The organism is Daejeonella sp. JGW-45, from assembly GCF_029360805.1.
In the GTDB taxonomy this organism is placed as follows: domain Bacteria; phylum Bacteroidota; class Bacteroidia; order Sphingobacteriales; family Sphingobacteriaceae; genus Daejeonella.
On record NZ_JARKNC010000008.1, the window covers coordinates 796,169 to 810,770 of the forward strand.

12 protein-coding genes are annotated in these 14,602 nt (G+C 45.0%); 6 read left to right on the forward strand and 6 right to left on the reverse strand.

The annotated features are described in order from the left end of the window. The first annotated feature begins 1 nt into the window (after position 1). Positions 2 to 1,741 (forward strand): M56 family metallopeptidase, encoded by a 1,740-nt coding sequence (locus P2W76_RS13135; RefSeq protein WP_276348284.1) that lies wholly within the window; start codon positions 2 to 4, stop codon positions 1,739 to 1,741. A gap of 168 nt (positions 1,742 to 1,909) precedes the next feature. On the opposite strand, the gene P2W76_RS13140 is transcribed toward P2W76_RS13135, so the two are convergent. The 5 genes from P2W76_RS13140 to P2W76_RS13160 all read right to left on the reverse strand — a co-directional run bounded on the left by P2W76_RS13140 (position 1,910) and on the right by P2W76_RS13160 (position 7,150). Next, positions 1,910 to 3,817, reverse strand: coding sequence for a PAS domain S-box protein (locus tag P2W76_RS13140; protein WP_276348285.1), 1,908 nt, complete (start codon positions 3,815 to 3,817; stop codon positions 1,910 to 1,912). A gap of 50 nt (positions 3,818 to 3,867) precedes the next feature. Further along, entirely contained in the window at positions 3,868 to 4,473 is a 606-nt protein-coding gene (locus P2W76_RS13145; RefSeq protein ID WP_276348286.1) for an RDD family protein, read from the reverse strand. Positions 4,474 to 4,540: 67 nt separating this feature from the next. Then, the gene (locus P2W76_RS13150) at positions 4,541 to 5,482 is read right to left on the reverse strand and encodes a DUF5668 domain-containing protein (RefSeq protein WP_276348287.1); all 942 of its coding nucleotides are present in this window, start codon (positions 5,480 to 5,482) and stop codon (positions 4,541 to 4,543) included. A 65-nt stretch (positions 5,483 to 5,547) separates the two neighbouring features. After that, on the reverse strand, positions 5,548 to 6,147 hold the full coding sequence (locus P2W76_RS13155) for a PspC domain-containing protein (RefSeq protein WP_276348288.1): 600 nt from the start codon (positions 6,145 to 6,147) through the stop codon (positions 5,548 to 5,550). Between the two features lie 307 nt (positions 6,148 to 6,454). Further along, the gene (locus tag P2W76_RS13160) at positions 6,455 to 7,150 is read right to left on the reverse strand and encodes an SDR family oxidoreductase (protein WP_276348289.1); all 696 of its coding nucleotides are present in this window, start codon (positions 7,148 to 7,150) and stop codon (positions 6,455 to 6,457) included. 143 nt (positions 7,151 to 7,293) lie between these two features. Between P2W76_RS13160 and P2W76_RS13165 the strand changes: the two genes are divergently transcribed. The 5 genes from P2W76_RS13165 (at position 7,294) to msrA (ending at position 11,625) form a co-directional block, all read left to right on the forward strand. Next, the gene (locus P2W76_RS13165; protein ID WP_276348290.1) at positions 7,294 to 8,028 is read left to right on the forward strand and encodes an ABC transporter permease; all 735 of its coding nucleotides are present in this window, start codon (positions 7,294 to 7,296) and stop codon (positions 8,026 to 8,028) included. Next, positions 8,025 to 8,777: an ATP-binding cassette domain-containing protein gene (locus P2W76_RS13170; RefSeq protein WP_276348291.1), complete on the forward strand. Its 753-nt coding sequence runs from the start codon at positions 8,025 to 8,027 to the stop codon at positions 8,775 to 8,777. Before P2W76_RS13165 ends, P2W76_RS13170 begins: the two co-directional genes overlap by 4 nt. 28 nt (positions 8,778 to 8,805) lie before the next feature. Next, a complete protein-coding gene (locus P2W76_RS13175) occupies positions 8,806 to 9,693 on the forward strand; it encodes a class I SAM-dependent methyltransferase (RefSeq protein WP_276348292.1) in 888 nt (295 codons plus the stop codon). Between the two features lie 139 nt (positions 9,694 to 9,832). Beyond that, complete coding sequence (locus P2W76_RS13180) at positions 9,833 to 10,885, forward strand: hypothetical protein (protein ID WP_276348293.1); 1,053 nt, start codon at positions 9,833 to 9,835, stop codon at positions 10,883 to 10,885. 212 nt (positions 10,886 to 11,097) lie between these two features. After that, complete coding sequence (gene msrA / locus P2W76_RS13185; RefSeq protein WP_276348294.1) at positions 11,098 to 11,625, forward strand: peptide-methionine (S)-S-oxide reductase MsrA; 528 nt, start codon at positions 11,098 to 11,100, stop codon at positions 11,623 to 11,625. Positions 11,626 to 11,705: 80 nt separating this feature from the next. On the opposite strand, the gene P2W76_RS13190 is transcribed toward msrA, so the two are convergent. After that, a complete protein-coding gene (locus P2W76_RS13190) occupies positions 11,706 to 14,552 on the reverse strand; it encodes a DNA gyrase/topoisomerase IV subunit A (protein ID WP_276348295.1) in 2,847 nt (948 codons plus the stop codon). Between the last annotated feature and the right edge of the window lie 50 nt (positions 14,553 to 14,602).

The window sequence follows — 14,602 nt, forward strand, 5'->3', positions numbered from 1 at the left end:
TATGAACGGCTTAAACTATCTTCTCCAGACCAACCTGTACTTGCTGCTTTTTATGGGCTTTTATGTACTGGTATTGAAGAATGAAACATTCTTTAAACAAAACCGTCTTTTCCTGAACACGAGCGTACTCCTGTCGTTCCTGATCCCCTTTATCAATTCAAACTGGTTCCGCGACCTCATCGTCACGCAAAAAGTCCGCGAGGCTGCTATCATGCCTTCGCAGATGCTCTACGAAACAGCTATTGTTAGCGATGCAGGAGCGTCTTCACTAAGCATAGCGGACGCGATCTTCTGGATCTATGGTGCAGGCCTGGTATTTCTGCTTATCCGCCTTCTGGTACGGTTCGCGTTCCTCAGATCAAATCTGAGGGTTGAAAAAGGAAAGGCATTTTCTTTCTTCAATACCCTGGTGGTGGACAAAGATATGCCCGGCGTAGACTTTATTATTCACCATGAAAGAGTACATATGCGCCAGTGGCATTCGGCGGACATTATTTTTATCGAACTTGCTGCTATCGTTAACTGGTTTAACCCGGTGATGTACCTCTATAAAAAGGAGATCCGCCACATCCACGAATTTATTGCTGATGAAGAAGCGGCGACATTAATGCAGAGTAAATCTGATTATGCTGCCTTGTTGTTCAGCAATATTCTTGGAGTCGATCCTCTTCATCTAAGTAATAACTTTTTCAATAAATCATTATTAAAACGACGAATTCTTATGTTACACAAAAACAGATCACGCAGCAACGGCCTTTGGAAGTACGGCTTTTCTGCACCCCTATTCATGTTAATGCTGATTGTTTCGGCAGCAACGGCCAGTTCTGAAAGCAATGCCCTGAGTATTGATGCGGATCGCAGCTTGCGCCCGATCGAGAACATCGGCTCCCTGACTTTTCCAGGGATGATTAATAAAACTGGTGCCGGCTATGTTAACGAACACAACCGAGCGCTTGAATCAAACAAACTGAAACCGGCCGACCAAAACGATCTTCAAAAGCAGATCGCCGCATCGACCAAATACCCTGCGGCCGCAATAGAAGATGAGGAAGCATCGCCAGCACAGGATAAGCTGCCTGAATTCCCGGGAGGTATAAAGGCCTGGGGAGAATATCTGATCAAAACACTGAAATATCCTGCAGAAGCAAAAAAAAATAACGTTCAGGGCAGAGTGATCGTCAGTTTCACCGTTGACAAAGACGGCAGCATCCAGGATGTAAAGGTTCTCAGGGGTATTGGCAGCGGAGCAGATGAGGAAGCAATCCGTGTAGTTGCGCAGAGCCCGAAATGGATTCCCGGAACGATAAACGGCGAGCCTGCCCGGGTAAGCTATACCATGCCCATCAATTTCGGACTTGGTTCTGGTCAGAGTCCAAACACAGCAAAGTCTGGAACAACAACAGATATCAAGGATTTCAGCACGGTGGAAGTATTACCGGAATTCGCCGGCGGCATGGCCGGATGGGGCAAATATATGCAGGCTAATCTCAAATATCCTGAAGAAGCAAAGAAAGCAAGGGTAACGGGCAGGGTGATCATGCAATTTGTTGTTGAAAAGGACGGTAGCTTATCCGAAATCAAAGTGCTCAGGGGTATTGGTAGCGGGGCTGACGAAGAAGCGACGCGAGTACTAGCCAACAGTCCGAGATGGAAACCAGGCATACAAGAAGGCAGGCCGGTCCGGGTAATGTACACCATGCCGGTATTTTTTAACCTGGCTCCCGAGCCGGATAAAAATTAGCAGGTTAGAGAAGTAAGGCCAGGGAAGCATTCAATGTTCTTCTCTGGCCTTTTTAAGTTGTACGTTTTACGTTATAAGTTGTACGTCTGGGCGGAGAGTATGACGACAATCCTTAGACCTCAGACGTCAGATCTCATACTTCTGACCTCATAAGTCTTACCCCCATACCTACTCCTCCGTTTTCAACTCGAACCAAAACGTCGCGCCCTTTCCTTCTTCACTTTCAACGGCTATTTTACTGTCGTGATATTTAAGGATTTCGGAGACAAGGTAAAGCCCGATCCCAAAACCCGATACGGTTTTCATTTTCTCGCTTTCGACACGGTAAAAACGTTCGAATAACCTTTTCTGGTCAGACTTGCTAATTCCGACTCCCTCATCTGAAACGTAAACCTTTACCAAATCGCCATGTTTTTCGCAGCCAATTATAATTGTACTGCCTTTGTGAGAATATTTAATCGCATTGCTGATCAGGTTGATCAGCACCTGGCTAATTTTATCTTTGTCAGCGTTAACAACAATATCTTCGCAATTCTTTAACTCAATGATATGCCCGGCGGCAAGAAACTGAGCATCCGACGCCAGGTCTTCCAACAAAGGATACAATGTAAAGGCTTCTTTATTAAGCCGGATCTTACCTTCTTCCAGCCTGGCCAGACTTAAAAAATCATTGATCAGGTAGGTCATTTTGTTGGTTTGTGCTTCTGCACGCGTCAGAGCATTTACAGAAAAGTCCAGTCCTTCCTTTTTTGCTTTGGCAAGAAGAACCTGTATATACGATTTCACAGAGGTCAGGGGAGTTTTAAGTTCATGACTTACGATAGCTATGAAATCATTTTTCCGCTCCTCCTCCTGCTTTTTACTGGTTATATCACGGGCAATCTTTGAAAAGCCTATAATATTTCCTTTGGAATCCTTTACCGGCGAAATGGTCAGAGAAAGATCAATGATCTTTTTGTCCTTGGTGATCCTTTTAGTTTCAAAATGTTCCACACGCTCTCCCCTTCTGAGCCGGGCCAGTATCAGGGGCTCCTCATCCTGCCGGTCCTCAGGGATCAGCATCAATATCGACTTCCCTATAACTTCTGACTCCGTGTAACCAAATAACCGCTGCGCTGAAGCATTCCAGCTGGTGATTATCCCCTCAAGCGATTTACTTATAATTGCATCGTCAGACGATTCGATTATTGCAGCTAATTTCGCTCCTTTCTCTTCCGCCTGCTTAATATCCGTGATATCCATCGACATCACCAAAGCAGCGTATATCTCGTCCTTTTCATCCCTTAATGGCATCAGGTGAACAACGAAATCCAGACCTTCGAACGATTTAGTTTCGACCGAGAACTTCTCGCCGGCAAGGGCCCTCTCAAATAAGGGTTTAGCGACCTCATATCTTCCCGGCGGCAAAACTTCTGACGGGTGCTTCCCCTCGTAACTACTTTCGGTGTAACCCAGTCGCTCCATTATATCCCCTTCCACTGTAATAAAGCGGTGATTTCTGTCAATAATGAGGATCAGGGTCTTTGGAATATTGAGAACGATAGTTTTAAAAAGATTTTCACTTTTGCTGATCTGTTCAGCAGCCAATTCCATCGCCATACGTAAGCGGGTCTCATTTTCTTCCAGGTCTTTGATTAACAAAGTCCTATTATCTTGTTCTTGCGATAAAAGAGTGACGTCTTTCGTCAGGCAACGAATATGCATGAACTTCCCTTCCCTGCGGTAAACGTTAGAGTGGATGAGAACACTTTTTACAGATCCATCTTTTGCTTTGAGCTTTGCCGGGTAACTTTCGAGTGTTTCATTGGCTGTCGAGCGCGACAAAATATCGTTGAATGCCTTCGCGTCGACATGAAAGTCAGCTATTGACCGGCCGATGTATTCTTCTTTTTTATATCCCAGCAGGTTCAGTTCGGCCTGATTGACCCAGATTATTTCACCATTGTGGTTTACCCAATGGATTGGCATAGCAGCATTTTCTACAAAATCACTAAGCTCGTCAACACGCTGACTGAGTTGCTCCTCACGTTGCTTTGCCCGCAAAAGTTCCTTCTCCAATTGTTCAACAGTTCGCATAGGCAAATTTAAAGAGAGTTAAATAACAATTCTTAATCCGTATTTCGAAATCACAAGAGCCTGTCCTTGATAACTAATGTGCCGGCAATCTTATCATGAATACCTTGCTGGCGTTTATCAAAAAAGCCATAGGCGTATCCCAGGCCCAGTGTGGCTACGCAGATGAGCTTTGACAAATTCCTTACCGCTGATCTTCCTATTGTAATAGGAAGCCCGGCTTCATCAGTTACTTTCAGTCCCATAAGCACCTTTCCATAAGTTCCCTGTTTCTTCGAGGCTTCGGCCACGATGCTGTAGATCATTTTGGCAATTGGGATAATACCCAATCCGCTCAGAGCCGCTATGATCCTCGCTTCCTTTTCATTTATAAATAGCACCGTCACCGTAGCAATTACACAGTAAATTGCGAATACCAGGAAGTAATCTACTATTATAGCCAGCAAACGGACATCCAGGGATGCGAAGTACTGGGGCCTCCTGACCTGGGTCTTCATGCCCAGGAGCTCGCAAAGCTCCGGTATTTCGTGGGCCTCCTTATAGTCGTCCATCCCGGCGGTTTTCACAAAGGTGCCCGGCTTAATCCTTAGCTCCTTCAGCTGATCCATTGTATAGGGTCCTTCAGGTTTTCCTTTTACGACAACTATATATCCTTCCATTGGCTTATAGCAAAGCGGAAGCTTCCGTACTTTCCGGAAGCTTCCGCTTAATGCTTAACAAATATATTTAATACTTTCTTACTTCGAATGAAGACAGGCCACCTTTGAGACTGATATTTACTTTATTAGCAGCGGTTTCATAATTACCGGTTTGGTAGGAACCGTCAGATTGCTTGGTAAAGCCGTTAAAATCCTTAGATGATAAGCCGCTGTCTACCACTATGCGGCAGCCGGAAGCTTCCGGAACTTCTATTTCAACACTTGCCACGCCTGTTTGTACAGACACGTCGGTAAGCGGCAGCCGTGATCCTATTTTTGCCTGGAACGAGGCCGCGCCGCCTTCAAAATTCAAACTGCGTACCTGGAAATGCTCAAGATCGAAATTAGCTTCACCTGCGCCCATCTCCACTGTAATATCCCAAACAGGATTACGGTTAAGGCGCAGTCGCGTTTCGTTGGATTCCAAATCATCCATCTTAAACCCGCGCCCCTTTTTATCTCTTTTCCGAAACTCCAGCACCTCTACTGAATCCAGGGTTGTTTTTTCCAAAGTATAGCCGCCATAAGGCTCCTTCACATCAGCCTGGAATAAGCTGACAGTACTATCCGTAAGCGTGTAAACCGTTGCCCCCCCCTTTACCGTCAATGAAGCTGATTTCGCACCGGTATATGGTTCAGTGAATGAATTTACGGCATTCCAATCCGCGCTTTTATTCCGCTTTTTATTATCAAACTTAAAGTGGACCCAGCCGTTGTCTTCCCTTGGTATTGAACCCTGATATCCTATAAATGCAAGCACAATTAAGGTAACTGAGCCAGCTAATATCGGCGCGCTCGTTTTATTGGCAAAACGGCTCAGCAGCATATTGACACCGATGAGGATGAAAATAATAGGCCAGAATCGCCATACTGATCCCCAGTAAAAGTTTATTACATCAAAGTTGTCGAGCATAAAGACAGTTCCAACGAAGATGAAGATCAGGCCCCAGATAATTTTTTCGGTTTTCATAATTTAATGTTTCTTGTTTATATGTGAGAACATTAGAAAGCACCCTGACAGGGGCTGCCATTATTCTAAACTTCCTTGTTAGTGTTTTCGTCAGCAATAATAGTGGTTTCTTCTGTAGCCGCAGCAGTGCCGGGTTGAGCCGCAGCTTTAGCTTCCTGTTCAGCACGCTGTTTTTCCTTCCATTCCTCTTTCCAGGATCGTTTATTAGCATTCGCAATCATCATTATCCCAGGGATAATGAACACCAAAGGCCAGAGTTTGTGGAATTCGAACCAATATGGCACGAAGTGAAATTCGTCGAGCAGAAAAAAGGCCCCAAATATGACGAATAAAAGCCCGATCATTACTCCGCCATTGCCAGACTTCTTTTTCTTTGGATAAGGAATTCCGGTAAAGGTTGGATCATTTACCGGGCCGCCAGGATTTGCTGCATTATCGTAAACTTTGTAATCTGCATTGAACTGGCTATAATTGGGGTTAAAAGGTTTCGCCGGTACAGCGATCCATAATACGATATAAGCCAATACCCCAGAGAAGCCAGCCAGGACAGCCAGTACAAATGCAATGCGTATCCATGTTACGTCAACATCGAAGTATTCTGCAAGTCCGGCACAGACCCCAGCTATCGTTTTCTCCTGCTCATTCCGTTGTAGTTTCTTTTCCATTTTTTTAAGCGTTTAAATTGTTTTCTTTTTTAGTTTAGGTTTAGGTCAACAGGATGGTTATTCCTTTGTTAACAGATCAAAACTACTTCAAGAACTGCATCTGCTAAATAGCAAATAGGCAGGGTATACCAAGTACTCGGTAAACGGCGGTTAAATGTCGGCGAAAAAGAATCAAGAGCCAGGAATCAAGATTTCTGCACAGCGTAACTTTGTCATCAGTCACCGAAAATGAAGTATTACCTTCCCTTCCACTTTCCACTTTCCACTTTCCACTTTCAACTTTCAACTTTCAACTTTCAACTAAATCTCACCTAAATAAAGGCCGGATCACCACCTCGTCCATATTCGCACCGGCACTTAGCTGAATACTTGCCATAACTGCTCTGGCCACGTCTTCAGGATGTACAAACCGTTCTGGCGGAAGCGTAGTACCCGACCAGGAATCTGTTAGCGTGGCCCCCGGAAGAACTGCTGTCACACGTATTCCCGATGGCATCAGCTCATCCCGTAGTATACGGGTTAAACTCAAGAGGGCTGCCTTGGTTATACTGTAAGATGCAGAACTGGTTAACAGCTTTACACTGGCAATGGAGCAGATATTGATGATATGCCCGCTTTTACGGCTGATCATTTCCCTGGCAAAGAATTTAGACAGATAATGCGGTGCATGAACATTGACCTGCATTTGCTTTTCAAGCGCATCGCCCGCTTCTTCCATCAATCCAGAAGGAAGGAAAAGCCCCGCATTATTAACGAGAATATCCACAGTACCCAGACTTTCCAGGGCAAAACGGGCAAACGCCTCCACATCTGCCCTGTTAACAACATCCGCAGCCAGACCATAAAATTTCAATGCCGGGTACAAAGCAGAGAGCTCTGTGACAAAATTTCTAACATCGTCGGGATTTCTCGCACACAAAGCGACATTATAATTGTTAGCAGCAAGACGCAGTGCCAAAGCTCTGCCTATTCCCTTAGTTGCACCGGTTACAATAGCATTCATGTGCTAAAAATAGCAAAATCAACGATGGAGACATTTTAAAATTAAGGATATTTGCAAGTGGAAAGCAATTTAACCCCCTGGCATCCGAAGGGATGATAATTTTGTATTATTATTGTACATTCTTTTAATTCAAACAGATCCAGATGATATTTCATCCCCTAGGTAAATATATATTGTTGTTAAAAGCTGCGTTCCGCAGGCCCGAAAAATGGAATATATACCGGAAGGAGATTTTTCATGAAATGAATGCAATAGGTGTCGGCTCTTTAGGCATCGTAGCAATTATTTCTATCTTCCTTGGTGCGGTAACTACAGTCCAGACAGCCTTCCAATTAGTCAGCGATTTTATTCCGAAATCTGTTATAGGTCTTATTGTCCGCGATTCGACTATTCTTGAATTAAGCCCCACCATTTCAGCGATCGTCCTCGCCGGAAAGGTAGGCTCGAGCGTAGCCTCGCAGATTGGCACGATGCGGGTTACCGAGCAAATAGATGCTCTTGAGATCATGGGAATTAATTCACCGGGATACCTTATCCTGCCTAAGATAATTGCTGCGGTAACGACGATACCCTTACTGGTTATTATTTCTATCGGACTAAGTATCTTCGGGGGGTACCTTGCTGGCACTGCCTCCGGTGCGGTTACCGCTCAGGATTTCATTACCGGCATTACAACAGATTTTATTCCCTTTACCTTTACTGTTTCGATGGTTAAGGCTGTGATATTCGCATTTATCATAACAACAGTTTCTGCTTACCAGGGCTTTTATACCAGCGGCGGGGCGCTCGAAGTAGGCCAGTCAAGTACAAAAGCGGTCGTGATAAGCTGTATTGCTATTCTTTTTTCTGATTACGTTATTGCCCAGTTGTTACTATGATAGAGGTTAAAAATATCCATAAGACATTCGGAGAAAATCACGTATTAAGAGGGATATCCGCCGACTTCAAAGAAGGCATGTGTAACCTGATCATAGGCGGATCAGGATCAGGAAAAACTACTCTTCTGAAGTGTATGGTAGGCCTTCATGAACCGGACGAGGGCTCCGTTATTTATGATGATCGCGACTTCACACGTATGAACTTCGAGACCCGCATTGAGATCCGTACCGAAATAGGTATGCTTTTTCAGGGTTCCGCATTATTCGATTCGATGAACGTGGAAGAGAATATCATGTTCCCTTTAAATATGTTTACCGACAAGCCCCGGAAAGAAAAGCTGGAGCGCGTTAACTTCTGCCTCGAACGAGTTAACCTCGCCGGGAAAAACAAGCTGTTCCCGGCCGAGCTATCCGGCGGGATGAAGAAACGTGTGGGAATAGCACGTGCCATTGCAATGAACCCGAAATACCTGTTCGTAGATGAACCAAATTCAGGACTTGACCCTAAAACTTCGATAGTTATTGATGACCTGATCCAGGAATTAACAGAAGAATATAAAACAACCACCATCGTGGTAACACACGATATGAACTCCGTGATGGGCATCGGAGAAAACATCATATTCCTCCACGAAGGACAAAAATGGTGGGAAGGATCTAACAAGGAAATCTCGAATACCGATAATCAGGAATTAAATGATTTCGTATTTGCCAGCAAATTTATGAGGGCACTTCAAAAAAATAAATAACAAGTCGTCCGACGAGTAACCAGGAACAATGATCCAACTTCTAACCCCCTCCCTTTTTAAAGATTACGAACTTATCGATTGCGGCGATTTCGAAAAACTTGAGCGCTTCGGTAATATCGTCCTGATACGTCCGGAGCCTCAGGCGGTTTGGTCCAAGGGCCTTTCTGAAAGCGAATGGACCAAACAACACCACATCCGGTTTAAAGGCAGGTCGGCAACATCAGGCGAATGGATCAAAAAGGATAAGAAAACACCAGATCGCTGGCATATAAAATATCAGAAAGAGGATCTCACCCTCCAGTTCAGGCTGGCACTTACCTCTTTCAAACACTTGGGTATTTTTCCCGAACAGGCAGTCAACTGGGACTATATTATTAAGTGCATCAAAGCCTTCAAAAATAAACAGCCGAAGGTGTTAAACCTGTTCGCGTATACAGGCGGCGCCTCCCTGGCGGCTCGGGCTGCGGGAGCTGAAACCACGCATGTTGATTCTATCAAGCAGGTTGTTAGCTGGGCAAATGAAAACCAGGCGCTGTCCGGGCTTGACAACATCCGGTGGACTGTTGAAGACGCTCTAAAATTTGTAAAAAGAGAGGTTAAACGAGGTAAAAAGTATAATGGCATCATTCTGGATCCTCCCGCCTATGGGCATGGACCGAATGGGGAAAAATGGAAGCTTGAAGATAATATCCAGGAGATGATGCAGGATGTTGTCTCCTTGCTTGATGAAGAAGAGCACTTTCTGATACTGAACACTTACTCACTCGGATTTTCATCCGTAATCGTAGACAACCTGATCAGGTCTTCATTCCCGGCGGTTAAAAACCTGGAAACAGGAGAGCTTTACCTACAGGCTACCTCGGGACCTAAATTACCCCTGGGAGTTTTTGGAAAATTCTTTAAAACATCATTATGAATACCTTAACTTGTACCACAGGGCAAAATCCGGCAAATTATTCTCCGAATATTACGGAGATTGAAAGGTTGAAGGAACAAAGACAATAAAACATGTATGAGATGGTTCTATAAGAAACCGGAATCGAAGAAAAACTAATATGAATATTAAACACACCACCCTAATTATCGGACTTGCAATCAGTACAGCATTTACGGGATGCTCAGAATCAGGGATAAAGGCTTCGGAAACAACGAAGCCAAAAGATTCTACAAAAACAGATGAACCGGTAAGCGAGCTGAAAGCCACATCAAGTGAGTACCCACCTATCGATACTGCGCTCTATAATGAAAAGATCAGGCAGCTTGCAAATGGTGATACGACCGGCAGGTGGCCGGTAAAGAACCAACCCTATCCGCTGCCTGGCGCCATATTGCCGTTTAAACGCGTGGTAACCTATTATGGAAACCTGTATTCGAAAAAGATGGGCGCCCTGGGTGAATATGCGCCTAAGGAGATGCTTCGGATGTTGTACGCCGAGGTGGCTAAATGGGAAAAGATCGATCCTTCCACGCCTGTTCAGCCTGCACTTCATTATATAGCGGTCGTAGCCGCCGGCGATCCCGGTAAAGACGGTAAATACCGCAACCGTATGCCCGACAAACAGATCGACTCGGTATTCGCAATCGCTGCAATGAAGAAGGATATGATTGTATTCCTTGATATCCAGGTTGCTTTGAGCACGATAAGGGAAGAACTGCCAAGGCTGGAAAAATACCTGAAGAGGCCAAATGTACATTTGGGTATAGACCCCGAGTTTTCAATGAAAGGCGGTGTACTGCCAGGGAGAAAGATCGGAACTTATGATGCTTCGGAAATCAATTATGTGTCTGATTATCTTGCTAAACTGGTACGCGACAACAACCTCCCGCCAAAAATATTCGTTATTCACAGGTTTACCGGGAAGATGGTAACAAATTCACAAAATATAAAGCTCCGGCCTGAAGTTCAGGTAGTGATGCACATGGATGGCTGGGGCGAACCAGACCTTAAGTTAGGAACCCACCGCCATTTTATCTTTAGGGAGCCAGTACAGTTCACAGGGTTTAAAATCTTTTATAAGAACGATCTTAAAAAAGCGCCGAACCGTTTAATGACACCAGCTGAGCTGATGAAGTTAAAACCTCAACCAAGTTATGTTCAGTATCAGTAGTCGTCAGGTGGGAGGTGAGGTGAAAACTGAAAACTGAAAACTGAAAGCTGAAAACTGAATGGTGAATGGGGAGGAGTGAAATAGGACGGGTGCCGGTGGATCGTAATAGTGGCCGACCCGGCTTACCATTTTCAACTTACAACTCGCTGGGCAAATCAAATGTCGTTCGCGACGTAAAACGTATAACGTACAACATATAACTTAAAAAAAACATGGAACAAGCAACATTCGGAGGCGGATGCTTTTGGTGTACAGAAGCAGTTTTTCAGAACTTAAAGGGGGTAACGAAGGTCGTTTCGGGTTACATGGGCGGCCATACCGACAATCCCACTTACAAAGATATCTGCACGGGTGAAACCGGCCATGCTGAGATCATACAAATTGAATATAACGAGAGCGAGATCAGGTTTGAAGATCTTCTACTGATATTCTTCAAAACACATGACCCAACAACACTAAACCGCCAGGGCAATGATATAGGAACTCAATACCGCTCGGTTATTTTCTATGAAAACCAGGAACAGAAAGCCGCGGCAGAAAATATGATCGACAAACTTGAAAAGGAAATGGTTTTCGACAAGCCGATAGTTACAGAGATCACTCCGATCTCAAAATTTTACTCGGCCGAAGATTATCATCAGAATTACTTCAACATCAATCCCAATCAAAGCTATTGTGCGGCCGTGATCCAGCCTAAACTAGTGAAGTTTACAAGGGAGTTTGGGGATAGATTAAAATAACTGAAAGATGAAAACTGAAACTGAATAGCGTGGCGCCTAGCTACAAACCATACTTTCAACTTTCAGTTTTCAGCTTTCACCTAAAACAGTCCCAGCTGTCCCTTATCATCAATATCCAGGTCGTCCGGGTTGGTGATCTCAAAATCGATCTTCTTAGCTGGTTTAGTTTCCTCCGGCGTCTGCTGCTTTTCCGTCGGCTGCGGTGGTTCCGGCACCTCTACGTCCTCCGGAGCTTCGGCCCCGTCAATCACCGGACCTTCTCCTTCGGCAGGGTTTTCGGTACCAGGTTCTGCATCCTCCATATCTATAGCCATTGAAGATACCGGAGTAGCGGTACGCACGCCCGGCTCTGGCTCATCTTCTTCACCGCGAGCAACCGGGTCCGTAATAACCACCTCATCTATGTCAAGTTCTGACGGAGCGACCAGTTCTATCGATTTCACCTCGTGCGATGATAAACGGTTGCCCAATGCTTTCATTCCCTTAACCTCGATCGCATCGGCCAGGTCTATCTCAAGAATTTCAGATATCTTGGTTTTACCCTTCAACACCTCGATTGTTACTGCAGGCTTTTGAAGCCCGGTAAGCAGTACCAACTTAGAACCGTTTTCCTCACTGATCACGCTGGTTTTCTTTCCTATGGACGAGCTTTCAAACACGAAGCGTTTTAAATAATGCGAGCCTGATTTTCCTTCCAGGTAGACTAGCGTGAATATCTTCTCAGGATTATACTTTTCGATCAAAAGCAGATGATCGTCAAAATGGTTACTCAGGTCGAAGCTGCTCAGTTCATAAACACCATTCCTGTCTACCGTCAGTATGCGGTCGTCGCCGTCAAACTCGCCGAGGTATTTTCCGCGCGAATCTACATTCAGCCTTTTAAGGATCTCATCATACCAGATTTTTCTTCCTGACAGAGTGGAAATCCCCTTACTCTTAAGTACTATTTTCTTAACAGGATATTTTGTTACGATATTACCCATCGAGCTCCGGCCCTTAATCACCTGCTCGGCAAAATCCACATCAAACTGCAGCTTTTTAAGCTTGGAGTGCGGCTTCAGCTGGACATTCACAATTTCAGCTTCGCCATTTGGATTGGCCGTAAAATATAAGGTCTTCGAACCCTTGCCGCCCTTGGTCAGGTCATATTCTTTCTCGCGCGTAACTCCCAATACCGAGAAACGTTTAATGTATGAGGTACCGCTCTCCCCATCCCGGTAGATCATGTTATACACCGTGCGCTCATCGTTTTTCTTAAAAACCTGCGCATGAAGTATACCCTTGCCTACAAATGTCTTCTCAGCAACCTTAGAAACATTGAACTTGCCATCCTCACGGAATACGATGATCTCATCCAGATCCGAGCAGTCGCACACGAACTCATCTTTCCGCAGACCCGTCCCCACGAATCCATCTTCACGGTTCATGTAAAGTTTCACGTTCGCCAAAGCAACTTTTGATGCTTCCACCTTATCGAACTGCCTGATCTCAGTTTTCCGTTCACGCCCCGCACCATATTTTTGTTTCAGCTTTTCAAACCAGGCGATGGCATAGTCAGTCAGGTGTTTGAGATGCTTGTTAACCTCCTTAATATCATTTTCCAGGGACTTCAGCTGCTCGTCCGATTTCTTCAGGTCGAACCGCGTGATACTGCTCATTGGCTTATCGATCAGCTTCTTATAATCTTCAGGAAGTATCGTCCGGTAAAACTGAGGGAAGAAAGGCTCAAATAATTTATTAAGGACTTCTACAACGACTTCGAAATTACCGGAACTTTCATAGTCCGGGTTCTTATACATACCCTCCTGAATAAATATCTTAAGCAGGGAGCTGAAAAATATCTTCTCCTTAAGGTCAGCAAGCCTGATCTCAAGTTCCTGCTTAAGCAGGTTCTTCGTATGATGGGTGCTTTCGATAAGTATATCGTTCACACTCATAAAGTAAGGCTTATCAGCCTTTATAATACAAGTGTTTGGCGATATGGAAACCTCACAATCCGTAAATGCATAGAGTGCATCAATGGTAACGTCAGGGGAAATACCCGGCGCAAGATGGATGATGATCTCGACATCTTTGGCGGTATTGTCTTCAATCTTTTTGATCTTGATCTTACCCTTGTCATTCGCCGAAATAACGCTGTCTATTAATCCGCCTGTGGTGGTACTATAAGGAATTTCCGTAATAGCCAGGGTCTTCTTATCGCGCTCAACGATCTTGGCGCGGACACGAACCTTCCCGCCACGCATACCCTCATTGTAATTGCTGAAATCAGCCATCCCTCCCGTCTGGAAATCAGGAAGCAGGTCTGGGCGCTTACCTTTCAGGACTTCGATGGAGCCCTCAATGAGCTCCACAAAGTTGTGGGGCATAACCTTGGTGGCCAGGCCCACAGCAATACCATCAGCTCCTTCAGCCAGGAGCAATGGAAATTTCACCGGAAGCGTAACAGGTTCCTTGTTACGGCCATCATAACTTGACTGCCATTCAGTTGTATCCGGGTTAAAAACCACTTCCAAGGCAAATTTGGAAAGACGGGCTTCGATGTACCTTGGTGCAGCTGCCGAATCCCCGGTAACCGGGTCGCCCCAGTTTCCCTGGGTGTCAATAAGTAAATTCCGCTGCCCGATCTGCACCATCGCATCGCCGATAGAACGGTCGCCATGCGGATGATACTTCATAGTATTTCCAATAACATTTGCCGCTTTGTTGAAGCGGCCATCGTCCATTTCTTTTAGCGAATGAAGAATACGTCGCTGCACAGGCTTCAACCCATCGTGTATATGGGGCACAGCCCGGTCCAGGATCACATACGATGCGTAATCCAAAAACCAATTCTCATACAAACCCGAAAGGGAGATAGCATTATGAACAGCTTCGTCACCTGCAGGTGCAGTATCAGCACCTGTATTTTCTATTTCTTCACTCATATTCTATTAGGATGGTAAATATAAGCGATAGCAGCATAATGTATTCAGGA